At 71.0% G+C, this 24133-nt stretch carries 13 protein-coding genes; 2 read left to right on the top strand and 11 right to left on the bottom strand.

Features of this window, described 5'->3' with window-relative positions; genetic code table 11:
* Positions 1 to 41 precede the first annotated feature (41 nt).
* The 8 genes from pulA to ACH4F6_RS28610 form a co-directional block, all read right to left on the bottom strand.
* Positions 42 to 5435, bottom strand: coding sequence for a pullulanase-type alpha-1,6-glucosidase (gene pulA, locus ACH4F6_RS28645; protein ID WP_397963257.1), 5394 nt, complete (start codon positions 5433 to 5435; stop codon positions 42 to 44).
* A 249-nt stretch (positions 5436 to 5684) separates the two neighbouring features.
* On the bottom strand, positions 5685 to 7064 hold the full coding sequence (locus ACH4F6_RS28640) for an alpha-amylase family protein (RefSeq protein ID WP_397963256.1): 1380 nt from the start codon (positions 7062 to 7064) through the stop codon (positions 5685 to 5687).
* A gap of 207 nt (positions 7065 to 7271) precedes the next feature.
* Positions 7272 to 8480: a hypothetical protein gene (locus ACH4F6_RS28635; protein ID WP_397963255.1), complete on the bottom strand. Its 1209-nt coding sequence runs from the start codon at positions 8478 to 8480 to the stop codon at positions 7272 to 7274.
* A gap of 117 nt (positions 8481 to 8597) precedes the next feature.
* Positions 8598 to 9125 (bottom strand): SigE family RNA polymerase sigma factor, encoded by a 528-nt coding sequence (locus ACH4F6_RS28630; protein ID WP_397963254.1) that lies wholly within the window; start codon positions 9123 to 9125, stop codon positions 8598 to 8600.
* 157 nt (positions 9126 to 9282) lie between these two features.
* A complete protein-coding gene (locus tag ACH4F6_RS28625; protein WP_397963253.1) occupies positions 9283 to 10980 on the bottom strand; it encodes a glycoside hydrolase family 13 protein in 1698 nt (565 codons plus the stop codon).
* 164 nt (positions 10981 to 11144) lie between these two features.
* Complete coding sequence (locus tag ACH4F6_RS28620) at positions 11145 to 12053, bottom strand: sugar ABC transporter permease (RefSeq protein ID WP_397963252.1); 909 nt, start codon at positions 12051 to 12053, stop codon at positions 11145 to 11147.
* A gap of 13 nt (positions 12054 to 12066) precedes the next feature.
* Positions 12067 to 13068 (bottom strand): carbohydrate ABC transporter permease, encoded by a 1002-nt coding sequence (locus ACH4F6_RS28615; RefSeq protein ID WP_397963250.1) that lies wholly within the window; start codon positions 13066 to 13068, stop codon positions 12067 to 12069.
* 111 nt (positions 13069 to 13179) lie between these two features.
* Positions 13180 to 14451: an extracellular solute-binding protein gene (locus tag ACH4F6_RS28610; RefSeq protein WP_397963249.1), complete on the bottom strand. Its 1272-nt coding sequence runs from the start codon at positions 14449 to 14451 to the stop codon at positions 13180 to 13182.
* A gap of 391 nt (positions 14452 to 14842) precedes the next feature.
* Here ACH4F6_RS28610 and ACH4F6_RS28605 point away from each other — a divergent pair, with 391 nt between their 5' ends.
* Together ACH4F6_RS28605 and ACH4F6_RS28600 are read left to right on the top strand one after the other, a co-directional pair.
* Entirely contained in the window at positions 14843 to 15877 is a 1035-nt protein-coding gene (locus ACH4F6_RS28605; RefSeq protein WP_397963248.1) for a LacI family DNA-binding transcriptional regulator, read from the top strand.
* Between the two features lie 85 nt (positions 15878 to 15962).
* The gene (locus ACH4F6_RS28600; protein ID WP_397963247.1) at positions 15963 to 16823 is read left to right on the top strand and encodes a phosphatase PAP2 family protein; all 861 of its coding nucleotides are present in this window, start codon (positions 15963 to 15965) and stop codon (positions 16821 to 16823) included.
* A gap of 488 nt (positions 16824 to 17311) precedes the next feature.
* On the opposite strand, the gene ACH4F6_RS28595 is transcribed toward ACH4F6_RS28600, so the two are convergent.
* The 3 genes from ACH4F6_RS28595 to glnA form a co-directional block, all read right to left on the bottom strand.
* A complete protein-coding gene (locus ACH4F6_RS28595) occupies positions 17312 to 20317 on the bottom strand; it encodes a bifunctional [glutamine synthetase] adenylyltransferase/[glutamine synthetase]-adenylyl-L-tyrosine phosphorylase (protein ID WP_397963245.1) in 3006 nt (1001 codons plus the stop codon).
* A gap of 401 nt (positions 20318 to 20718) precedes the next feature.
* Positions 20719 to 22281 (bottom strand): pectate lyase, encoded by a 1563-nt coding sequence (locus tag ACH4F6_RS28590; protein WP_397963244.1) that lies wholly within the window; start codon positions 22279 to 22281, stop codon positions 20719 to 20721.
* A 270-nt stretch (positions 22282 to 22551) separates the two neighbouring features.
* Positions 22552 to 23913 (bottom strand): type I glutamate--ammonia ligase, encoded by a 1362-nt coding sequence (glnA, locus tag ACH4F6_RS28585; protein ID WP_397963243.1) that lies wholly within the window; start codon positions 23911 to 23913, stop codon positions 22552 to 22554.
* Positions 23914 to 24133 lie beyond the last annotated feature (220 nt).

Below are 24133 nucleotides of genomic sequence, written 5' to 3'. Positions count from 1 at the left end.
TGTTCTACGGCGGACAGGAGCACCCTAACGGCAGTGTCCCGTCAGCTCGCGCCGGTGAAGACGGCGACCGTGCGGGCCGGGACCGTGAAGGTGCCCGATTCCCGTGCGTAGGCCGCCTTCTTCACCACGGCGTCCGCGCCCGCCGACTGCACCGGGTGCAGCCGGTAGCCGGTCCCGGCGAGCGAGCCGACCGTCTGCTTCTGGACGTCCGGCGTCGCGTTGAAGACGACGACCAGGTCACCCAGCTTCATCGTGATCACGCCCGGCGTCTCTTCCGTCCCCGACAGCGGGAAGGAGAGCTCCGACTGCACCTGCGCCGCCGTGTCGAGGGAGAACGCCTTCTCCGTCGTCCGGATCCGCAGCAGGTCCCGGTACGCGGCCGAGGCGCCCTCGATCTGCGCGCAGCCCACCCGCACCGTGCTCAGCAGCGGCTTGGCGTAGGTCCACTTGGCCGCGTTGTCGGCGGCCGGGGGCAGTCCGCGGCCGAAGCCGTTGCCGTCGGCGCAGTTCCAGTGGATGGCGTTGAACCAGTCGCCGCTGTCGAAGGAGTTGCGGTCCAGCGACTTCGAGCGCAGCAGGTCGGTGCCGGCCTGGGAGAGCGCCGGGCCCTGCGAGAGGGTGGCCGTGGCCATCGCGAGGACCTGCATCCGGGCGCGGTCGGCGGCGCCCGTCGTGGCGGGCAGCTTGAACGCGAGCGCGTCGAACAGCGACTCGTTGTCGTGCGCGTCGGCGTAGGCGAGGGCGTCGCCGGGGGCCGCCGCGTAACCGGCCGGGGCGCCGTTGTAGTCGACCTCGGAGCCCTTGACCTCCTTGCCGCCGGTGTCGGTGAAGCGGTAGCCGGCCAGGTTGCCGGACAGGCCGACCTTGACCAGGTCCTGGTAGTGCAGCAGGCGGGCCAGCTGCTGCTCCCGGGTGCCGTTGTCGGCCGCGGGGTTGGGGTCGGTGTACAGGCCGGAGGCGAAGCCCTGGACGCCGGGGTCGGCGTCGAAGGGGCCGCCGCCGCGCACCGCGTCGCGCGCCCGGTCGGAGAAGGTCGCGATGCCCGTGCCGGCCATGTTCTTCTGGGTGGCCTGCACGAAGCGGGCGTCGTCGGCGACCTCGCCGAAGTTCCACCCCTCGCCGTACAGGATGATCTTCTTGCCGTCCACGCCGTCCTTCTCCGGGGTCAGCGCGTCGAGGGCCTTGCGGACCGCGAGGATGTTCTCCTTCGGGTGGTGGCCCATGAGGTCGAAGCGGAAGCCGTCGACCTTGTACTCCTTGGCCCAGGTGACGATCGAGTCGACGACCAGCTTGCCCGTCATGGCGTTCTCGGTCGCGGTGTTCGCGCAGCAGGTGCTGGTGGCGACGGAGCCGTCGGCGAGGAGCCGCTGGTAGTAGCCGGGCACGATCCTGTCGAGGACGGACGTCTTCGCCTGGCCGCCGGCGGCCGTGTGGTTGTAGACGACGTCCATGACGACGCGCAGGCCGTCCTCGTTGAGCGCCTTGACCATCTTGCGGAACTCGACGTTGCGGGCGGTGCCGTCCGGGTCGGTCGAGTAGGAGCCCTCGGGGACCGTGTAGTGGTACGGGTCGTAGCCCCAGTTGTAGGCGTCCTTCGCGGCGGTCCTCGCCACGCACGCCTGCTGCTCCTCGGAGTCGGCCGGGTAGGAGGCCAGGTCACAGTCGGCGCTCTGTCGGCCGGACTCCTTCTCGGGGATGGTGGCGATGTCGAAGGCGGGCAGCAGATGGACGTACGACGTGCCCGCCTCGGCCAGCTCGCGCAGGTGCTTGGAGCCGTCGCTGAGCTTGTCGGTGAAAGCCAGGTAGGTGCCCGGGTGCGCGGCGGTGCGGTCCTCCACGGAGAAGTCCCGGACGTGCAGTTCCTGGATCTGCGCGTCCTTCAGCGGCACCGCCTCGGGCTTGGTGTACGTCGACCAGCCCGCCGGCGCCAGGGACTTGTCGCCGAGGTCGACGACCAGGCTGCGCTCGGAGTCGGCGGTCAGGGCGACCGAGTAGGGGTCGGTGACCTGGTTGGTGACGACCTGGCGGACGCTGGGCGCCCAGACCTTCACCACGTACCGGTAGGGCTTGTTCTTCCAGGACTTCGGGCCGGAGACGGACCACACCCCGGTGGTGTCGTTCCGCTTCATGGGGACGGTGGTGCCGTCGAGGTCGAGCCGGACGGACTGGGCCGTCGGGGCCCAGACCGCGAGGGTCGGCCGGCCGTTCGTGAAGGTCGGGCCGAGCTCGGCCGCCGTGGCGTCGTACAGGTCGTCGAGGACGCCCGCGGTCTGCACGCCCGTGGCGGTGAGCACGGCTCCGGCGGCCGTGCGCTGGGAGGCCACGATCTGGCCCCGGAGCGCCTCGCGGACCCGGTCGCGGTCCCGCGGGTCGACGGACCAGGCGGTGTGGTCCTTCAGGTGCGGGAACCTCGCCTTCTGGGCGTCGGTGAGGGTGGTCTTCGTCAGACGGAGCCACTTCTCGTCGCTGCTGGTCAGTGTGGAGTTCTGGACGGCGATCGAGCCGGTGCGGCTGTACAGGAGCTGGGTGGACGCGGCGGCCTCGGAGCCGTTCCAGGCGAGCGTGTTCCGGTCGATCCAGACCGCCTTGGAGGTGGTGAGGTCGAGCGCGGCCGCGCTGCCCGCCGGCTGCGGCAGCAGGTACTCCTCCTGGCCGTTCAGCAGCCACACCTCGTGGCCGTTCGCGGTGAGGTCCAGCGACTGATCGGTGGGCAGGTCCTTCTCGTCGCCCTGGTGGATGATGTAGCTGAGGCTGGTGGCGCCCTCGGTGAGCGGCACCTCGAAGACCGCGCCGTAGGCGTCGGTCCGCACCGGCTTCAGGGGGTTCGACCACTCGGTGGGGTTCGCCGCGCCCGTCCAGGTGTGCAGGCCCCAGCCGTCGTAGTTCCCGTCGGCGCGGTGGTAGTGCAGGACCGCCTTGGTCCTGTCCTGCGCCGGGTAGGCGGGGCGCTCGGTGCGGACCTCGGCCTTCCCCTGCTCGATCCAGATCTCGCCGGTCCGGGTGACGTCGATCGTGCGATCGGCGGAGACGTCCTTGTCGCCCTCCTTGTCGATGACGAGGAAGCCCACGTTCGAGGCGCCCGGCTTCAGCTTGACGTAGGCGAAGGCGCCGTACGCGTCGCGGCCGGTGAACGGGTGGCTGTCCGGCCAGTTCGTCGCCTCGCCGTCGGCGAGGTCGCCCCAGGCGTACAGGCCCCAGTCGTCGTAGTCGCCGTCGGTGCGCTGGTAGTGGACGACCGCGTGGTCGCGGGAGGAGGCGGTGGGGGTCTCCTCGGCGGGCGGGGTGCCGGTGGTGGAGGCGGCGGTGGCGCTCGCCGTGCGTCCGGCCGAGTCGACGACGACCGCCTTGTAGCGCAGGGCCGTCCCGGCCGGTACGTCCTCGCCGACGACCTGCCGGACCGTGTACGGGGCGTGGTCGGCGGAGCCGAGGGTGCGCCATGCGCCGTTGCCGACCTGGGCGGCGAAGACGACCCGGTTGAGCTGTCCGCCCCGGACGTCCGCGCTCAGCTCGACCGTGCCGGTGGCGCCGGCGGCGGGGGCCCGCAGGGTGAGGGCCGGCTTCGCGGCGGGCGCGGCGGGCTTTCCGGCCGCCTTGAGGACGATCGCCGAGCCGGCCGGGACGGTGACGGTGATCCTGCTGTCGGTGCCGGAGGTCGCCGTGGCCTTCGTGCCGTAGACGCCGCGGAAGGCCGTGCCCGCAGAGCCGGTGCCGAACGTCGCCGTCTGCGCCGTGCCGGCGTTGTTGAGGGCGACGACGTACTCGGTGCCGGTCTCGGCGTCGGTGCGCGAGAAGGCGTAGACGCCGGCGCCGTCGGCCGCGTACCGCTCGGTCTGCACGCCGTCGGCGAGGGCCGGGTCGGTCCTGCGCAGCTCGGCGAGGGCCGCGATCTGCCGGTACAGCGGGGCGGAGGTGTCGTAGGCGTCGCTCGCGTGGGTGCGGTCGGTGCCGATCTCGTCGTCGTCGAGGTAGTCGGCGGTGCGGGAGGCGAACATCGTCTGGCGGGCGTCCTTGTCGCCGCCGGCGCCGGTGAAGCCCTGCTCGTCGCCGTAGTAGACGACCGGGTTGCCGCGGCTGAGGAACATCAGCTCGTTGGCGAGCTTGCCCTTCTGCAGCAGTTCGGCGTCGGTCGCCTCCGGGTTGTCCTGGTTCAGGAAGTACCCGAAGCGGCCCATGTCGTGGTTGCCGAGGAAGGTGACCTGCTCGTACGCGTTGGCCTTGTCGGTCGTGTACTTGTAGTCGTCGCCGAAGACGGACGCGAGCTTCTTCGCGCTGCCGCCCTGGGAGGCGTACTGGCGGGCCGCCTCCTGGAAGGGGAAGTCGAGGGTGGAGTCCAGCCGGCCCTGGGTGACGTACGGGGAGGTGACGTCGGTGTCGGCGGAGTAGACCTCGCCGAACATGAAGAAGTCGTCCCGCCCGTGCTTCGCCGCGTAGGCGTCCAGGGCGGTGGCCCACCGGGTCCAGAACTCCATGTTGACGTGCTTCACGGTGTCGATCCGGAAGCCGTCGATGTCGAAGTCCCTCACCCAGCGCTGGTAGATCTTCTCCATGCCGCTGACGACCTCGGGACGCTCGGTCCACAGGTCGTCGAGGCCGGAGAAGTCGCCGTAGGTGGAGCTCTCGCCGGCGAAGGTGGAGTCGCCGCGGTTGTGGTACATCGTCGGGTCGTTGAGCCACGACGGGACCTTGGTGGCCGCGGTGGCCTTCGGGGTGCGCGGGAAGGAGCCGGCGTCGACGGCGGGGAACGGCCGGCCGCCGGCCGCGTAGTCGGCGTCGTCGAAGGGCTCGCCGTCCTTCGTCAGGTAGGGGAAGGCGCCCTTGGAGAGGTAGTCGTAGGACTTCTCCTCGTAGTCGACGACGTCCGCGGTGTGGTTGGTGATGACGTCGAAGAAGACCTTCATGCCCTTGGCGTGCGCCTTGGCGATGAGGGTCTCGAGGTCCTTGTTGGTGCCGAAGTGCGGGTCGACCTGGGTGAAGTCGGTGATCCAGTAACCGTGGTAGCCGGCCGAGGCGTTGCTCCCCGTGCCCTGCACGGGACGGTTCTTGAAGATCGGGGCCATCCAGATGGCGGTGGTGCCGAGGCCCTTGATGTAGTCGAGGCGCTTGGTCAGGCCCTTGAGGTCACCGCCCTGGTAGAAGCCCTTGTCGGTGGGGTCGTAGCCGGTGGTGAGGCGTGAGCCGGTGAGGCCGCCCCTGTCGTTGCCGGTGTCCCCGTTGGCGAAGCGGTCCGGCAGGACGAAGTAGAACTGCTCGCGCGTGGCGTCGTGCCGGGCGGGCGCCGACGCGAGTTTCGCGTCGGACGGGGGTGGGGGCGGGGTGTCGGCGTGGGCCGCCAGCGGCGGTACCAGGGCTGCGGCGAGTGCGGCGACGGTGACCGTCGCGACCCGTCCGGCATGGGCGCTGCGGCGCGTCGGGGGCGCCGGCCATCTCGGTATCACAGGCGGGAACTCCTTGCGATTGCGGCTCTCTCGGGTCCGACCCCTGCGCCGCGGCATGGCCTGATCGGCTTCGTCGCCGGGCGTCCGCGCGACCGTACCGCTAACGAAAGCTTTACAGCAAGAGGCTTGAAACCGACGGCAAGAACTTTCACAAAGGCCCTGGGAAGCGAGTCGCGCACGACGGCGTCTCCGCGTACCGCGCACGGCCGGACGGGCCGTGCGCGGTGACGTGCCGGGTCGGCGGAGGGCTCAGCAGCCCGACTTGCCGGCGTAGATCGCCAGTGCCGTGTTTGAGCCCAGGGTGGCCGTGAACTGCCCGCTGGAGTTCACGCTCACCGTGGTGTTGTTCTGCACGTTGCAGTAGGTGCCCGCGGGCAGCGAGGTCTGGTACGTCCGGCTCAGCGAGCCCGACTCGTGGTTGATCGCCACGAACCCCTTGCTGCCCCGCCCGAAGGCGATCGCGTCGCCTCCGTTGTCCCACCAGTTCGTGACGGCCGCGCCGCGCGTGGCGTTGCGGAAGGCCACCATCGACTTGATCTCCGGCCAGGCGTGCTGGCACTTCCAGCCGCTCTGCCAGCAGGCGTCGACACGGCCGCCGTTGGGCGGGCCGGCGTCGGCGTCCGACCACTCGTAGCCGGAGTTGACGTCCGGGGCGCCGTAGGGCCAGGCGAGCATGAAGACGTTGGCCAGGGTGTAGTTGGCGCCGTCCTTGTAGTTCAGGGTGGAGCCGTTGCGCTCGGTGTCGTGGTTGTCGACGAAGACACCGGAGACACCGCTGCTCATGTAGCCCCAGCCCTCGCCGTAGTTCTTGAGGTAGGCGAGGTTCTCGTTGTTGAAGACCCGCTTGAGGTCGTAGGCGTAGCGGAACTCCTGGACGTCGCCGTTGCCCGTGTACTCGGTGGGCTGGACGGCCTCGCCGGAGCCGTAGATGACCTCCTGCTTCCAGTACACCGACGGATTGCTCAGCCGGGACTTGATGTCGGCGAGGTCGGCGGTGTCGATGTGCTTGGCCGCGTCGACGCGGAAGCCGTCGGCGCCGAGGGAGAGCAGGTCGTTCAGGTACCCGGCGATGGCGCCGCGCACGTAGTTCTCACCGGTGTCGAGGTCGGCGAGGCCGACGAGCTCGCAGTGCTGGACGTTCCAGCGGTCGGAGTAGTTGGAGATCTGGGAGGTGCAGTCGTCGAAGTCGTACGAGGAGTACAGGCCGGGGTAGGCGTACTTGGTGTACGACGACCCGCCGGTGCCGGTGCCGCTGCCGGCCGACATGTGGTTGACGACGGCGTCGACGACGACCTTCACGCCCGCCGCGTGGCAGGTGTCGACCATGTTCCGGAAGGCCGTGCGGTCGCCGAGCCGTCCGGCGATCTTGTAGCTGACCGGCTGGTAGGACGTCCACCACTGCGAGCCCTGTATGTGCTCGGCGGGCGGGGAGACCTGGACGTATCCGTAGCCGGCGGGGCCGAGCGTGGTGGTGCACTCCTTGGCGACCGAGGCGAAGTTCCACTCGAAGAGGACGGCGGTGACGTCCTTGGTGCCGGGCGGGGAGGCGTGGGCGGCGGTCGCGGGGGCCATGAGGGCCGCCCCCGCGGCCAGGGCGAGGGCGCCCGAAAGAGTTCTGCTGCTGACCATGTGGGGGTTCCTTCTCCGTTGAAGGTTCTTGCTGAAATCTTTCAGAAACCTTGCGGTGGCGCGATGTTAACGGCGCGCGGGCCGAAAGGGCAGGGGTGCGGAGGAAAGATCTGCAAGAAGTTGCCGCCTCAACGGCGTGGACCGGCGGCGCCCCGGCGGGGCGTGCCGCCGGTCCCGTGTCCGGCGCTCCGGGTCCTGCCGCCGGCGCTACCGCGCGAGCAGCCAGGTGCGGCTGGTGGCGATGCCCTTGAGCTCCTCTGCCGTGATCAGGGGTGCGGCGCCGCTCTTCTCGGAGGCGGGACTCGGGGCGTTGTAGGCGGAGAGGGACATCGCCAGCCCGTTCACCCGCAGGGCTTCGACCCGGAGTTGCACGACTCCGGGCTGCTCGCCGGGAAGCCGCTGGGCGCCCACCTTGGTGCCGTCGGCCAGGGTCTCGGTCAGGGACCTGCCGTCGGGGACGGTCCGCACGGCCTCGATGTAGGTACGGTCCCCGGTCTCCGGGTCGACCACGACGACATGGCCCTCCGCCCCGGAGGCGGCGCCCTCCGAGTGGACGTGGAGGCGCTTGGGCAGCAACGCCTTCAGGACGGGCAGGATGTCACCCGGCTCGGCCCTGGAACCCGGCTCGACGGTCCCGAAGGAGTTGGGCCTGCCGTCGCCGGAGAACGATCCGTCGACGAACATCGCCAGGTGGCGCAACTTGCCCGGGTTCATGCGGGGGTTGCGGGTCACGTCCGCCACCTCGGTTCTCCCGACCACGAACTCCGCCCGGGGCAGGTTGTGGGTGGCGACCTCGATCAGGTACCCGTTGGGCGAGAGCATCGTGACCGCCCACTCCTTGACCCCGCCCGCCTCGCCCGCCCCGGTGTACCCCTTCACGGCCCGGTTGTCGGGCTGGGTCGTGCACTCCTCGTACGGCGAGTCCTCCTCGGGCGGGCAGGTGATCAGCTTCTTCAGGTCCCGCTCCGACGGGTCGACGCGGCGCACGGAGAGCGTGACCGTCGCCCCGCCCCCGCTGTCGTCGAAGTCGATCGCGGCCGTCGCCGCACGGGCCCGGTCGGAACTGCCCGTACCCTCCACCTTCGGCCTCATGACGGGGATCCCGGCGCGGTCCATGCCGTTCCGGAGGATGTTCTCCATCTGCTCGGCGGTGACCTCGAAGTGCCGGTAGCCGGCGTCCGGCGTCGCGGCCTGACCGCCCCGGACGTCGCCGTCGTCCGGCGCTCCGTCCAGCCGGACGCCGGCCGTGGCCACGAGGGCGACGGCCAGGGCGCCGCCGGCGACGACGGAGGCCCGGCGGCGGGCCAGTCTGCGGCGGCCACGGGCCAGGCTGCGCTCCGCCAGGGGGCGCCATTCCGCGGTGAAGGTGTCCGCCGTGTGGCGGAGGGCCTTCCCGAGCTCGTCTTCGAAGTGCATGCGGAACCACCAGTTCCTGTGTGGGTGTGGACGGGAAGCGTGGCGGCGAACCGGTCCGGCGCCCCCGGGGGCCGGCCGTTCGCCGTGAAGTCTGCGGAGGAGCGGCGGGAGGCCCGCTCAGACGGGGGCGATCAGCTCGGTGAGGCTGCCGCCCAGCCGCTCGCGGAGCTTCGCCAGGGCCCGGGTCGAGCGGGTGCGGACGGCCGAGGAACTGACGTTCATGACGTGGGCCGTCTCCTCCACGCTGCGGTCCTCCCAGTACCGCAGCACCACCACCGCCCGGTCCTTGGGCGGCAGCTCGCGCAGCGCCTGGAGCAGCGCGATCCGCAGGGCCGGGTCGTCCGTGCCGCGCGAGCCCGGGGCGTCCGGCACGTCCGCCAGGGGACGTTCGGTGGCGGAGTACTTCCGCCGCTGCGTCAGGAACGTGCGCACGAGGACGGTCTGGGCGTACGCCGCCGGGTTGTCGATCCGGGCCATCCGGCCCCACAGGGTGTACATCCGGCTGAGCGTCTCCTGCACCAGGTCCTCCGCGAGGTGCGTGTCCCCGCTGGTGAGCAGGCACGCGCAGCGGTGCAGGTGCCCGGCGCGCAGCGCCGTGAACTCCATGAACTCTTCCGTCCGGGACGACGTCCTGGACCTTCTCATTCCCACCCCTCGGCACCTTTCCGTCTGCCTACACCCCACAGACGCGGTGGACCGCGGGAAATGTTTCAGGGGGATTCACCCGGCCGCCCCGCCGGGACACGCCGAAGGGCCCGCCGCTCCCCGGGGAGGGGGAACGGCGGGCCCTTCGGCGTGTCGGTCAGGCTCGGGTCCACCAGGCGGTCGTGTCCGCCGGCAGCTTCGCCTCGCCGTCCGTCTCGGCCGGTTCGCCGCCGCTGGTGAGCAGGAGGCGGCCGTAGGACGGGATCCGGACGGACTCGCCGGACGTGTTGGCGACGCAGACGAAGTCGCCGCGGCGGAAGGCCAGGACGCCCTCCGGCGCCTTCAGCCACTCCACCGCCTCGCCCGCGCCCAGGTCGGGGTGGGTGCGGCGGAGGTGGAGGGCCGCGCGGTAGAGCTCCAGGGTCGACGCCGGGTCGCCCTGCTGCGCCTCCACGCTCAGCTCGGCCCAGTCGGCCGGCTGCGGCAGCCAGCTGCCGCCGGTCCCGAAGCCGTACGACGTGCCCTCGCGCGTCCAGGGGATCGGGACGCGGCAGCCGTCGCGGAAGCCGTCCTGGCCCGCGCCGCGGAAGTACGCGGGGTCCTGGCGGACCTCGTCGGGCAGGTCGACCACGTCCGGGAGGCCGAGTTCCTCGCCCTGGTAGACGTACGCCGAGCCGGGGAGGGCGAGCATCAGCAGGGTCGCCGCCCGGGCCCGGCGCAGGCCCAGGTCGCGGTCGCCGGCCAGGCGGATCTGGGTGCCGAGGCCGGGGGCGTTGGCGAAGCGGGTGGCGTGGCGGGTGACGTCGTGGTTGGACAGCACCCAGGTGGCGGGGGCGCCGACGGGCCGCATGGCCTCCAGGGTGCGGTCGACGACCTCGCGGAGCTCCGCCGCGTCCCAGTACGTGCTGAGGTACTGGAAGTTGAAGGCCTGGTGGAGCTCGTCGGGGCGCACGTAGTTCGCGGTGCGCTCGACGGTGGGGGTCCACGCCTCCGCGACGAAGATCCGCTCGCCCGCGTACTCGTCGAGGACGGTGCGCCACTGCCGGTAGATCTCGTGCACGCCGTCCTGGTCGAAGAACGGCATGACATCGTTGCCCAGCAGCTTGAGCTGGTCGTGGGAGCCGAGGTCGGGAAGGCCCGGCGCCTTCACCAGGCCGTGCGCGACGTCGATGCGGAAGCCGTCGACGCCCATGTCGAGCCAGAAGCGCAGGATGGAGCGGAACTCGTCGCCGACGGCCGGGTGCTCCCAGTTGAAGTCGGGCTGCTCGGGGGCGAACAGGTGGAGGTACCACTCGCCGGGCGTGCCGTCGGGCTCGGTGACCCGCGTCCAGGCCGGCCCGCCGAAGATGGACTCCCAGTCGTTGGGCGGGAGCTCGCCGTCCTTCCCCTTGCCCGCGCGGAAGTGGTAGCGGTCCCGCAGCGGCGAGCCCGGGCCCTCCGCCACCGCGCGCTTGAACCACTCGTGCTGGTCGGAGGAGTGGTTGGGGACGAGGTCGACGATGATCCTCAGGCCCAGCTCGTGGGCGTCGCGGATCAGGGCGTCGGCGTCGAGGAGGTTGCCGAACATGGGGTCGACGGCCCGGTAGTCGGCGACGTCGTAGCCGGCGTCGGCCTGCGGGGAGGCGTAGAAGGGGCTGAGCCACACGGCGTCGACGCCGAGGTCGCGCAGGTACGGGAGGCGGGAGCGTACGCCTTCCAGGTCGCCCATGCCGTCGCCGTTGCTGTCGGCGAAGCTGCGCGGGTACACCTGGTAGATCACCGCGTCCCGCCACCAGTCGCGGCGCTTGGCGACGGTGGCGACGGCCGAGGCGGGCCGGGAGGTGGGGGCCGGGGCGGCGGAGTGCTGCTGGCTCATGGCGTCCTTGGTACGTAGCGGGAGTGCGGTCAGGGGCTGGGGGTCCAGCGGGGGCGGCGGGTGACGAGGCGGCCGCGGTGCCGGCGGGGTCGGATGGACACCGCGGCCGCCACCCGCGCCGTCAGGGGCGCGGGAGTCTTCTCACCTCGGGCTGCGACGGGGCGTCAGCCCTTCGTGCCGCCTGCGGTCAGGCCGGTCACCAGGTTCTTCTGCACGAGGTAGAAGAACGCGGAGACGGGTATCGCGATCAGCACCGCGGTGGCGGCCATGAGGTTGCGCTGGGCGTCGTGCTCGCTGACGAAGCTCTGCAGGCCGACGGCGAGCGTGTACTTCTGGTCGTCCAGCAGGAAGGTGGTGGCGAAGGCGACCTCGCCGAAGGCCGTGATGAAGCTGTAGAACGCGGCGACCGCGAGGCCCGGCTTGGCGAGCGGCAGGATCAGCCGCGCGAAGGTGCCGAACGGGGTCAGGCCGTCGACGCGTCCGGCCTCGTCGATCTCGAACGGGATGGTGTCGAAGTAGCCCTTGAGCAGCCAGGCGCAGTAGGGCACCGCGGTCGAGCAGTAGACGAGGATCAGGCCGACGTACGTGTCGATGAGCTGGAGCTCCGACAGGATCTGGTACATCGGCACGATCAGGACGGCGATCGGGAACATCTGGGTGACCAGCAGCACCCACATGAACTTCCGGTAGCCGGGGAAGCGCATGCGGGAGACGGCGTAGCCGGTGGTGGCGGCGATCAGCACGCCGATCACGGTGGTGCCCAGCGAGACGATCAGCGAACTCTTCAGCCAGTCGAAGAAGTTCGTCTCCTGCAGGACGAACGTGTAGTTGTCGAACGTCATCTTGGACCAGATGCGTCCGGGGTGGAGGTAGTCGTCCTTGTCCGGGCCGAGGGAGAGGAACACCAGCCAGGCGATCGGGAACAGCGCGACGATGCTCGCGACGGTCAGGACGCCGTGGGAGGCGAGGGAGGCGAGGGGGCCGCGCTTGCCCCGGCCCCGGGTGTTCGCGGGGGTGCCGGCGGAACGGGGCTCGGTCGCGTCGGCGGAGGTCTCGACGGTGGTCGTGCTCATGGGAACTCCTGCCTCAGATCGCGAGCTGCTGCTCGTTGCGGTTCAGCCAGCGGCGGTAGAACGAGGTGAAGACGATCAGGATGGCCAGCAGCAGGATGCCGTAGGCGGCCGACTGAGCGAAGTCACGCGGCTGCTGTCCGAAGCCGAGGTAGTACGCCCAGGTGACGAGGATCTGGGCGTCGGGGGCGGTGTTGCCGAACAGCAGGAAGATCACGGCGAACTGGTTGAAGGTCCAGATGATGCCGAGGAGGACGACGGTGGAGCTGACGGACCTCAGGCCCGGCAGGGTGACGTAGCGGAACCGCTGCCAGGCGTTGGCGCCGTCCATCTCGGCGGCCTCGTAGAGGGAGGAGTCGATGGACTGCAGGCCGCCGAGCAGGGAGACCATCATGAACGGCACGCCGCACCAGGTGTTGACCATGATCGCGGCGAACCGCTGCCAGAAGGTGTCCTCCAGCCACAGCGGTGTCGGCAGGTGCAGCGCGTCGAGGCCGGCGTTGATGACGCCGCCGTCGGCGAGCATGAACCGCCAGCCGAAGACGGTGACGAAGGTGGGCACGGCCCAGGGCAGGATCAGGATCAGCCGGTAGAAGGTGCGGCCGCGCAGCTTCTGGTTGAGCAGCAGCGCGAGGCCGAGGCCGATGGTGTAGTGCAGGGCGACGCAGGCGGCCGTCCACACGATCGTCCAGAGGAAGTGCGACCAGAAGCGGTCGTAGGCGGTCTCGCCCCACAGGATGTCGGCGTAGTTGTCGAGACCGATGAACTTGTAGGTGGCCTCGATCTCGTTGACGCCGATGGTGCGGGCCGTGTTCAGGCTGTTGGCGTCGGTGAGCGTGAGGTAGAGGCCGTACGCCAGCGGGTACAGCACGAGCACGCCGAGCACGACGATCACGGGGGCGATCATCGCGTAGGCGTACCAGTGCCTCTGGTAGCCGTGCTTCAGGCGCTGGCCCAGCCCGGGCCGCGGCGCGTCACCGCGGCGCTTGCCGGTCGCGCGGTCGATGGCGACTGTCATGGTTCGACACCTTCTGGAGGATCTGCGGTCGGGGGGCGGGGCCGGGCACAGGCCGGTGGCCGCCGGATCAGTCCCGCCCCGGGCGGGGGTGATCCGACGGCCACGCGGGACTCACTTGCTGAAGTCCGGAACCAGCTTGGCGATGGCGGTCTCGGCGTTGCCCAGACCCTTGTCGAGGGACTCCTTGCCGCCCGCGATCTTGGGCAGCTCGGTGTCCAGCGGCCCCCACAGCGAGCTGTACTCCGGCAGGGCCGGGCGCGGCTGGGCGGCGGACAGGACGGTGCCGTAGCCGGCGATGCCCGGGTCGGCCTTGACCTGGTCGGTGTAGGCGTCGTCGCGGGTCGGCAGCGTGGAGTTCTTCAGCGCGACGGCCGCCTGGGACTTCGCGGAGGTCATGAAGTTGAGGAACTTCAGCGCGGCCTTCTGGTGGGCCTCGTCGGAGCCGGCGTAGACGGACAGGTTGTGGCCGCCGGTCGGGGCGCCCGCCTTGCCGGTGGAGCCGGCCGGGACGGTGGCGATGCCCAGGTTGTTCTTGTCCTTGAACGCGGTGCCCTTGTAGAAGTTCGTGATCTCCCAGGGGCCCTGGACGATCGCGGCGACCTTGCCGTTGACGAAGGCGTCCTGGATGTGGGCGTAGGCGTCGGCGGTGGTGTCGGCCTTGTGCAGGCCCTTGCCGTCGAACAGGCCGAGCCAGGTGCCGTACGCCTTCTTGGCCTCCGCCGAGTTGACGGTGATCTTCTTGGCGTCGGCGTCGACGGTGTCGGTGCCCTCGCCGTAGAGGAAGGACTGGGCGTAGTAGGCCTGGGTGGAGCCCCAGTAGCCGTCGACGCCGGTCTTGTCCTTGATGGTGGCGGCGGCCGTCTTCAGCTCGTCCCAGGTCTTCGGGGCGGCGGTGACGCCGGCCTTGGCGAAGAGCTCCTTGTTGTAGACCAGGGCGAGCGTGTCGGTGACGATGGGCACGCCGTAGGTCTTGCCCTCGTACTTGGCCTGCTCGATCAGGTTGGACTTGAACTTCGCCTGGTCGGCGAGGGCCTCGGTGCCGTCCAGCGGCAGGAAGTAGCCCTTCTTGGCGAAGGCGGGGGTCCAGCCGACCTCGGAGCGCAGCACGTCCGGGGCGCCCTTGGAGCCGGCGGCGGTGTCGAACTTGTTCTGCGCCTGGTCGAAGGGGACGTTGACGTACTTGACCTTGATGTCCTTGTTGGCGGCCTCGAACTCCTTGATCAAGGCCTGGTACGCCGGCGCCTCGTTCGTCGCGTTGGAGGTGTCCCACCAGGTGATGGTGACCGGGCCGTCGGCCGAGTCGCCGCTGTCGCTTCCGCCGCAGGCCGTCGCCGCGAGGGCGAGGGACGCCACCAGCGCGGTGGCCGCTATGCCACGCCGCATGAGTTCTCCTTGAGGGTGAAAGCCCGTGTAGTCACAGGAGCGGCCCCGTCCGCCGTCCCTGTCCACTTGCCGACTGCGCCTTTGCGGCGGCCGCCGGGCGACGAGAACGTAACAGCCATGTAAGCGGCGCGAAAGACCTTGCAGAAAAAAAGTGCAAGACGTCTCCGAAGTTATCCGGACGTGACCTGATGACAACCGCCGTGAGATCGTTGTTGGCGCGGTTGAGCGGCCACCCAGCAGGGGACCGGGCTGTTGTGCAAGACTCTGCAAGCTCTTGCCATCACTTTCACGAGGGAGCGCGATGAGGCAGCAGCCCCGGTCGAACCGGGCGGGACGCCCCCGGCGTCCGATTGGTGTGCAAGGTGACACCTGGCCGGTACAGTCCACCCCTGTGACCACACGGCTTGCCGACATCGCTGCGCAGGCGGGGGTGAGCGAAGCGACCGTCAGCCGCGTCCTCAACGGGAAGCCCGGCGTCGCCGCCACCACCCGCCAGTCCGTGCTCGCCGCCCTGGACGTACTGGGCTACGAGCGCCCGGTCCGCCTGCGTCAGCGCAGCGCGGGCCTGGTCGGCCTGATCACGCCCGAGCTGGAGAACCCGATATTCCCGGCCCTGGCCCAGGTCATCGGCCAGGCGCTGACCCGCCAGGGCTACACCCCGGTCCTCGCCACCCAGACGCCGGGCGGTTCCACGGAGGACGAGCTGACCGAGATGCTGGTCGACCGGGGCGTCGCCGGCATCATCTACGTCTCCGGCCTGCACGCGGACACCACGGCCGACATGCAGCGCTACGAGCAGCTGCGCGCCCAGGGCGTCCCCTTCGTCCTCGTGGACGGCTTCTCCCCGAAGGTCCAGGCCCCCTTCATCTCCCCCGACGACCGCGCGGCGATGACCCTGGCGGTCACCCACCTCGCGTCCCTGGGGCACACCCGCATCGGCCTGGCGCTCGGACCGAAGCGGTTCGTCCCGGTCCAGCGCAAGATCGAGGGCTTCGTCCGCGCGGTGCAGGAGCAGCTGCGGCTGAGCCCGGAGACGATCGAGACGGAGTTCGTCCAGCACTCCCTGTACACCCTGGAGGGCGGCCAGGCGGCCGCGACGGCCCTGATGGACCGCGACTGCACGGCGGTGGTCTGCGCCAGCGACATGATGGCCCTGGGCGCGATACGGGCGGCACGGCAGCGCGGCCTCGCGGTCCCCCGGGACATCTCCGTCGTCGGCTTCGACGACTCGCCCCTGATCGCCTTCACCGACCCGCCCCTGACCACCATCCGCAAGCCGGTCCCGGCGATGGGCCAGGCGGCGGTCCGCACGCTCCTGGAGGAGATCGGCGGCACCCCGGCCCCGCACAGCGAGTTCGTCTTCATGCCGGAACTCGTGGTGCGCGGCTCCACGGCCTCGGCGCCCGGCGACCGCCACCGCCCGTAGGGGTCCCCCCGGGGGGAGAACATGCGGGTCCGGCAGGACCAGGGGATGATCTGTTGAAAAGGCTTTTCTGGCAGACTCTGTGTCCATGGGTGATTCGACCGTGACGTCACTGGGAGGCCGTGAAGAGGCCGCTCCCCACTCCGTCACGGCCGGGAGACCTCCGGGTCCGTTGCACCGGCTGCGCGCCCCCCGTCGCCCCCGCCTCTGGTTCGAGATCCTGCTGATCGCGGTGAGTTACTGGACGTACTCGCTGATCCGCAACGCGGTCCCGGAGCAGAAGGCCGAGGCCCTGCGCAACGCCGACTGGATCTGGAGGGCCGAGCACCAGCTGGGCATCGCCGTGGAACAGTCGGTCAACCATGCCGCGAACTCGGTGACTTGGCTCATCATCGGCATGAACTACTACTACGCCACGCTGCACTTCGTGGTGACGCTCGGCGTCCTGGTGTGGCTCTACCGCTCCCATCCGGGCCGTTACGCGGCCACCCGCATGGTCCTCTTCGCCACCACGGGCGTGGCCCTGGTCGGCTACTACCTGTATCCCCTGGCACCGCCGCGCCTCATGAACGGCGCCGACTTCGTCGACACGGTCGTGGTCCACCAGACCTGGGGTTCGATGGCCTCCGGCGACCTGAAGAACATGTCGAACCAGTACGCCGCGATGCCGTCCATGCACATCGGCTGGTCCCTGTGGTGCGGCCTGACGATCTTCGCCCTGGCCACGGTCCCCTGGGTCCGCGTCCTGGGCCTGCTCTACCCGGCGGCCACCCTGGTGGTCATCGTCGCCACGGCGAACCACTTCTGGCTGGACGCGGTGGGCGGCCTGCTCTGCCTGGCCTTCGGCTTCACGGTGACCCGCCTCTGGTACGGCTCCCTGCCGTACACCCTGCCGAGAACCATACCGACACACCAGACACCACCCCCCTTGCTCCCCAAACAGGCCTGAATCCCACCCCGCCCAAGACAGCAGAAGCGGACCGCCCGAGACGGCGCAACCACCACGCACCCGCACCCGCAAGACAGCACAAGCGGACCGGCCGACACGGCGCAGCCACCACGCTGCCGCACCCGCAAGCCGGCGGGAGCAGGCCGGTCGACACGGCGCAGCCACCACGCACCCGCACCCGCACCCGCACCCGCACCCGCACCCGCAAGACAGCACAAGCGGACCGGCCGAGACGGCGCAGCCACCACGCTGCCGCACCCGCGAGACGGCGGGAGCGGGTCGTGGCGGTGCGGCTGGAGCCCGTCGCTCAGCTCGTCACAGCCGACGTGCACCGTGGCAGCAAGCAGCAGTACGCCCAACGCGCGACGGGCTCGCCGCACCGCTACGACCCCGACCCACCCCCCACCCGCAGGCGCCCACCGGAAGCCGCCCACCCGCAGGCACCCACCCGCAGGCGTGACGGCACCCCCGGCAGGCGGAGTGACCCCCTACCCCCCGTAGAACAACTCCTCCACCACTCCCCGAGCCCGCCGAGCGGTACGCCGGTAGTCGTCCAGCATGTCCCCCACGTGCCCGGGCCCGTACCCCAGGTACCTCCCCACCGCCGCCACCTCCCGCCCGTCCGACGGAAACGTGTCCCCGGCCCGCCCCCGCACCAGCATCACCGCGTTCCGCACGCGCGTGGCCAGCACCCACGCCTCGTCCAGGATCCCCGCGTCCTCCGCGGACAGCAGCCCGGCCTCCCGCGCGGCGGTCAGCGCCGTACGGGTCCGGGTCGTCCGCAGCCCGGCCAGCTCCCACCCGTGCCGCAGCTGCAGCAACTGCACGGTCCACTCCACGTCGGACAGTCCCCCCGGCCCGAGCTTGGTGTGCAGCTTGGGATCGGCCCCCCGCGGCAACCGCTCCGACTCCATCCGCGCCTTCAGCCGCCGGATCTCCCGCACGGCCTCCTCCCCCAGCCCCCGCTCCGGGTACCGCAGCGGGTCGACGAGCTCGACGAACCGCCGCCCCAGCTCCTCGTCCCCGGCGACGGGTTCCGCCCGCAGCAGCGCCTGCGACTCCCACACCAGCGACCACCGCCGGTAGTAGGCCTCGTACGACTTCAGCGTCCGCACCAGCGGCCCGGACTTCCCCTCGGGCCGCAGGTCCGCGTCGATCAGCAGCGGCGGGTCGGCGCTGGGCATCTGCAGCAGCCGCCGCATCTCGGCGACGACCCGGCCCGCGGCCCGGGCCGCCTCCCGCTCGTCGACGCCGTCCTGCGGCTCGTGCACGAACAGCACGTCCGCGTCGGACCCGTAACCCAGTTCGTGGCCCCCGAAGCGTCCCATGCCGATGACGGCGAACCGGGTGGGCAGGGTGTCCCCCCAGCCGTCGCGCACCACGGCCCGCAGGGTTCCGGCCAGCGTCGCGGCCGTCAGGTTCGACACGGCGGAGCCGACCCGGTCGACGAGGGCCCCCTGATCCGGCTCGGCGGGCTGCGTCTCGGTGCCGTAGGAGCTGACGATGTCGGCGGCGGACGTGCGGAACAGCTCGCGGCGCCGGACGCCGCGGACCGCCGTGACCGCCTGTTCGCCGTTGCCGGCCCGTCCGACCGTCGCGAGGATCTCCTGCTCCAGGTGCTGCCGCCCGCGCGGCTCCAGGCCCCCGCCGTTCCCGTCGCCGTCGCCGAGCAACGCGACCGCCTCGGGGGCCCGCATCAGCAGGTCGGGCGCGAGCCGCCCGGCGGACAGCACCCGTGCGAGGTTCTCCGCGGCCGCCCCCTCGTCCCGCAGCAGCCGCAGGTACCAGGGCGTCTTGCCCAGCGCGTCCGACACCTTGCGGAAGTTGAGCAGCCCGGCGTCCGGGTCGGCGGAGTCGGCGAACCACCCGAGCAGCACCGGCAGCAGCGTCCGCTGGATCGCCGCCTTGCGCGTGACGCCGGAGGCGAGCGCCTCCAGGTGCCGCAGCGCGGCGGCGGGGTCGGCGTAGCCGAGCGCCACCATCCGCTCCCGTGCCGCGGCGCTGCTCAGCCGCACCTCGCCGGAGGGCAGCTGGGCGACCGCGTCGAGCAGCGGCCGGTAGAACAGCTTCTCGTGCAGCCGCCGCACGACGGCGGCGTGCCGCTTCCACTCGCGGTTCAGTTCGCCCACGGGGTCGGCGCGCAGCCCCAGCGACCGTCCGAGCCGGCGCTGGTCGGCCTCCCCCTCCGGTACGAGGTGGGTGCGCCGCAGCCGGTAGAGCTGGATGCGGTGCTCCATCGACCGCAGGAACCGGTACGCCTCGTCGAGCTGCACGGCGTCGGCGCGGCCCACGTAGCCGCCCGCGGCCAGGGCCTGCAGCGCGTCGAGCGTCGTGCCGCTGCGCAGGGAGGCGTCGGCCCGCCCGTGCACCAGCTGGAGCAGCTGCACGGCGAACTCGACGTCCCGCAGGCCTCCCGGCCCGAGCTTCAGCTCGCGCTCGATCTCGGCGACGGGGATGTTCTCGACGACCCGCCGCCGCATCTTCTGCACGTCGGCGACGAAGTTCTCGCGTTCGGCGGCCTGCCACACGAGCGGCTCGACGGCGGCGACGTACTCCTCGCCCAGCGCGAGGTCCCCGGCGACCGGCCGGGCCTTGAGCAGGGCCTGGAACTCCCAGGTCTTGGCCCAGCGCTGGTAGTAGGCCAGATGACTGCTGAGGGTACGGACCAGGGGCCCGTTGCGTCCCTCGGGCCGCAGGTTGGCGTCGACGGGCCAGATGGACCCCTCGACCGTGCTCTCCGAGCAGATCCGCATCATGTGCGAGGCCAGCCTGGTGGCGGCCCGCAGGGCCTTGTCCTCGTCGGCCCCCTCGACGGACTCCGCCACGAAGATGACGTCGACGTCGGACACGTAGTTGAGCTCGTGTCCCCCGCACTTGCCCATCGCGATCACGGCGAGCCGGCACAGCGCGGCGTCGTCGGGCGCCGCGGCGCCCGCGAGGCCGAGCGCGGCCCGCAGCGTGGCGGTGGCGAGGTCGGCGAGCTCGGCCGCGGTCTGGGCGACGTCGGTGGTGCCGCACACGTCGCGGGCGGCGATGGCCAGCAGGCAGCGCCGGTAGGCGACGCGCAGCGACACCGCGTCGGTGGCCTCGGCGAGCCCGCGTTCGAACTCCTCCACCCCCGGGTGGAGGTCGCGCGGCTCGTACGTGACGAGCGCCTCCCAGTCCCGCGGGTGCCGGGCCAGGTGGTCGGCGAGCGCGGCGGACGCGCCGAGCACCCCGAGCAGCCGGTCCCGCAGCGGCTTGGCCGCGGTCACCGTGTCGAGCAGTTCGCGCCGGGCGGTGGCGCCGGGCTGCGCCTCCAGCAGCCGCACCAGGCCGTGCAGCGCGAGGTCGGGGTCGGCGGTCCGGCCCAGGGCTTCCAGCAGCACGGGGTCGTTGCGCAGCGGGGAGAGCTCGTCGCTGTCCAGGAGCCGTTCGGCGGCGGAGGGGTCGGTGAAGCCGTGCCGCAGCAGCCGTGTGAAGGTACTGCTCCTGCGCCCCGGCGCCGACGTCATCCCCGGTCTCCCTCGTGCCTCGGATCTGGGTCGTACGGCCATGAGCCTAGCCGGAGTGCGGACTCCCGGCCCGGGGCGGGCCGCCCGGCGGCGGGGAGGCGCTCCCGGGTCGTCGGGGGCGGCTCGGCCGACGCCGTGCTCGCCGAAGGAGGCCGGAGTTCCATGACCCCCGACGTGATCCCGCTCCCGGCGAGCGGCGCCGACCGGGCGGGGGACTTCCACCGGCACCGTCCCCGTCCGGGATGCCCGGGCCCTGGACGGCCACCGGGCGCCGGGCGCCGGGCGGCCCCGGGCCCCGGACGGCCCTCGCCCCGCCCTCACGTCGGCCGCACGGACCCGCTTCGCGGCCCGTCGCTCCGGCTGGTGCCGGGGGCCGCCATGACGACGGCCCCCGGCGGGCGTCAGCTCGCGTACGTCTCGAACTCGGCGACCCTGGGGGTGCCGGACGAGCCGGTGATCTCGAAGGTGATCTTCTTCAGGGAGGTCTGGGCGAAGCTGATGACGCCCGCTCCGCTGCCGGAGGCCAGGACGGCGCCCGTGTCCTGGTTGATGACGCGGTAGGAGCCGATGGCGCCCGTGGAGCCCGACGCCTCACGGATGTTGATCTTGGAGACCGTGGTGGCGGAGCCCCACTTGACCGAGACGGAGCCGGTGGAGCCGGACGGCGACCAGTACGTGCTCGTGCTGCCGTCGATGACGTTGCCGTAGCTCGTCCCGGAGGCCTTGGAGGAGCCGTCCGCGCCCGCGCCGAGGCTGAGGTTGGTCCCGGTGGGCGGGTTCGTCGGGCCGGGGCTGGTCGGGCCCGGGCTGGTCGGGCCGGGGCTGGTCGGGCCGGGGCTGGTCGGGCCCGGGCTCTGCGGGGTGCAGCTGCCGTCCGAGACCTTCAGGCCCTTGTTGGCGCCCGCCGTCTGGCTCACCACGCTCGGCACGCAGCCGGCCGCGTCGAGGGTGTACGCGTACGGGATGCTCACCGAGGTGTTCGACGTCGGGTCGGGCCCGGCCGGGTTGTGGTCGCTGCTGCGCGAGGACCAGGTCACGTTGTCGAAGACGTTGCCGCTGACCTGCCAGTAGCCGGCCTCGGTGGTGTAGAAGGTGCCGAGGACGTCCTTGGAGTCCTCGAAGTAGTTGTTGTCCACCTTGGCGCGGGCGCCGGCCCGGGAGTTGATGCCGGACTCGTTCAGGCTCTTGTAGTGGTTGTTGTACATGTGCGCGACGCCGCCGCGCAGCAGGGGCGCGCGGGAGTCGATGTTCTCGTACAGGTTGTGGTGGAACGTGATGTAGCTGTTCGAGCGGTCGCTCTCGCTGGAGCCGATCAGGCCGCCGCGGCCGGAGTTGCGCAGGGTGCTGTAGGACAGCGTGACGTACTGCGTGTTGTCCTTCATGTCGAACAGGCCGTCGTAGCCCTCCGACTCGCCGCCCGACGCCTCCAGCGTGGCGTGGTCGACCCAGACGTTGCGGACGTCGCTCTCCATGCCGATGGCGTCTCCGCCGTTGGACGTGGGCGAGCCGGACTTCTTGACGTTCCGGACGGTCACGTTCTGGATGATGATGTTGCTGGACTCCCGGATGTGGATGCCCAGCTGGTCGAAGACGGCACCGTTCCCGACGCCGACGATGGTGACGTTGCTGATCTGCTTGAGCTCGATCACGCCGGCCGCGGTGTTGCAGCTGCTGCCCGACACCTTGGCGGTGTTGCCGTGGTTGATGGTGCCCTCGACCTGGATGACGATCGGGGTGGAACTGCTGGCCCGGCCGCACAGGGCCTGGTGGATCGCGGTGCCGGTGGTGGCGCGGACCGTCTGCCCGCCCGCGCCGCCGGTGGTCCCGCCGTTCTGGGTCGCGTAGCCGGTGACTCCACCGGTCGCCGCGGACGCGGTGGACGTGGACAGGGCCATGCCGGTCGCGGCCGCGAGGGCTCCCGTGGCCAGTAAAGCGGAGAGCCGCACGGCGACTGATCGTTTCATTCTCGTCTCGCCTTTCGTCCTCTGAAGTCATGGGATTGCCCAATGTCATGGGCATGACATTTAGACCGATGAGAGGGGCGGGGTGGGCCGGACCCATCGGCGAGAAAGCGCTTTCTTCCGGTCTGCCGCGACAGTAGGACCGCACCCGAGCGACTGGCAAGGTTCTGTGCAGTTACGGAATGCCAGATTCCGTTCCGGTGGGGCGAAGGGGCGCGCACAGCAGCCGGGGCCGGCGGTCGACGACCGCCGGCCCCGGTGTGCGGGAGTGCCTCAGAGAACGGGCAGGTTCTTGCGCAGTTCGAACGCCGTGACCTCCGACCGGTACTCCTCCCACTCCTGCTTCTTGTTGCGCAGGAAGAAGTCGAAGACGTGCTCGCCGAGGGTTTCGGCGGCCAGGTCGCTGCGCTGCATCAGGGCCAGGGCCTCGCCCAGGTTCTGCGGCAGGGGCTCGATGCCGAGCGCGCGGCGTTCCGCGTCGGAGAGGGCCCAGACGTCGTCCTCCGCCCCCGGCGGGAGTTCGTAGCCCTCCTCGATGCCCTTGAGGCCGGCCGCGAGGAGCAGGGCGTAGGCCAGGTAGGGGTTGGCGCCGGAGTCGAGGGAGCGGACCTCCACGCGCGCCGAGCCCGTCTTGCCGGGCTTGTACATCGGCACCCGGACCAGGGCCGAGCGGTTGTTGTGGCCCCAGCAGATGTACGACGGGGCCTCGCCGCCGGCGCCCGCGGTGCGTTCCGAGCCGCCCCAGATGCGCTTGTAGGAGTTGACCCACTGGTTGGTGACCGCCGAGATCTCCGCCGCGTGCCGCAGCAGGCCCGCGATGAAGGAGCGGCCGACCTTGGAGAGCTGGTACTCGGCGCCGGACTCGTAGAACGCGTTGCGGTCGCCCTCGAAGAGGGAGAGGTGGGTGTGCATGCCGGAGCCCGGATACTCGGAGAAGGGCTTGGGCATGAAGGTCGCCTGGACGCCCTGCTCGAGCGCCACCTGCTTCATCACCAGGCGGAACGTCATGATGTTGTCGGCGGTCGACAGCGCGTCGGCGTAGCGCAGGTCGATCTCCTGCTGGCCGGGGGCGCCCTCGTGGTGGGAGAACTCGACCGAGATGCCCATCGACTCCAGCATGGTGATCGCCTGCCGGCGGAAGTCCATGCCGATGTTCTGCGGGGTGTGGTCGAAGTAGCCGGAGTTGTCGGCGGGCGTCGGCCGGGAGCCGTCGAGCGGGCGGTCCTTCAGCAGGAAGAACTCGATCTCGGGGTGGGTGTAGAAGGTGAAGCCCAGGTCGGAGGTGCGGGCGAGGGCGCGCTTGAGCACGTACCGCGGGTCGGCGAAGGAGGGGGAGCCGTCCGGCATGAGGATGTCGCAGAACATGCGGGCGGTGCCGGGGGCCTCGGCGCGCCAGGGCAGGACCTGGAAGGTGGAGGGGTCCGGCTTGGCGATCATGTCGGACTCGTAGACCCGGGCGAAGCCCTCGATCGCGGAGCCGTCGAAGCCGATGCCCTCGTCGAACGCCTGCTCGAGTTCGGCCGGGGCCACGGCGACGGACTTGAGGAAGCCCAGCACGTCCGTGAACCACAGGCGTACGAACCGGATGTCGCGCTCCTCCAACGTCCGGAGCACGAACTCCTGCTGCTTGTCCATCTTCCGCTTCCCCATCCTTGCTGGTCAGGCCGCCTGTCCCCCGTCCCACGGGAGGCGGTCGGGCACCTGAGCATCCCACCACAACAGCATTTCATGCGCGTTGCGGACCTTGATCGCCGCGGCGACTGCGGCCTGAACGCCCCGTGCACGGCGGGTGTACCGCTCTGCTGCCCATCTTGCCTGTTCGGACTGACATCCGTAACGCCCGGCCCTCACCTCT

It is taken from the genome of Streptomyces sp. NPDC017936, assembly GCF_044328485.1.
Lineage (GTDB): Bacteria > Actinomycetota > Actinomycetes > Streptomycetales > Streptomycetaceae > Streptomyces.
Note: the sequence above shows the minus strand (reverse complement) of the source record. Positions and strands in the feature narration are given on the sequence as shown.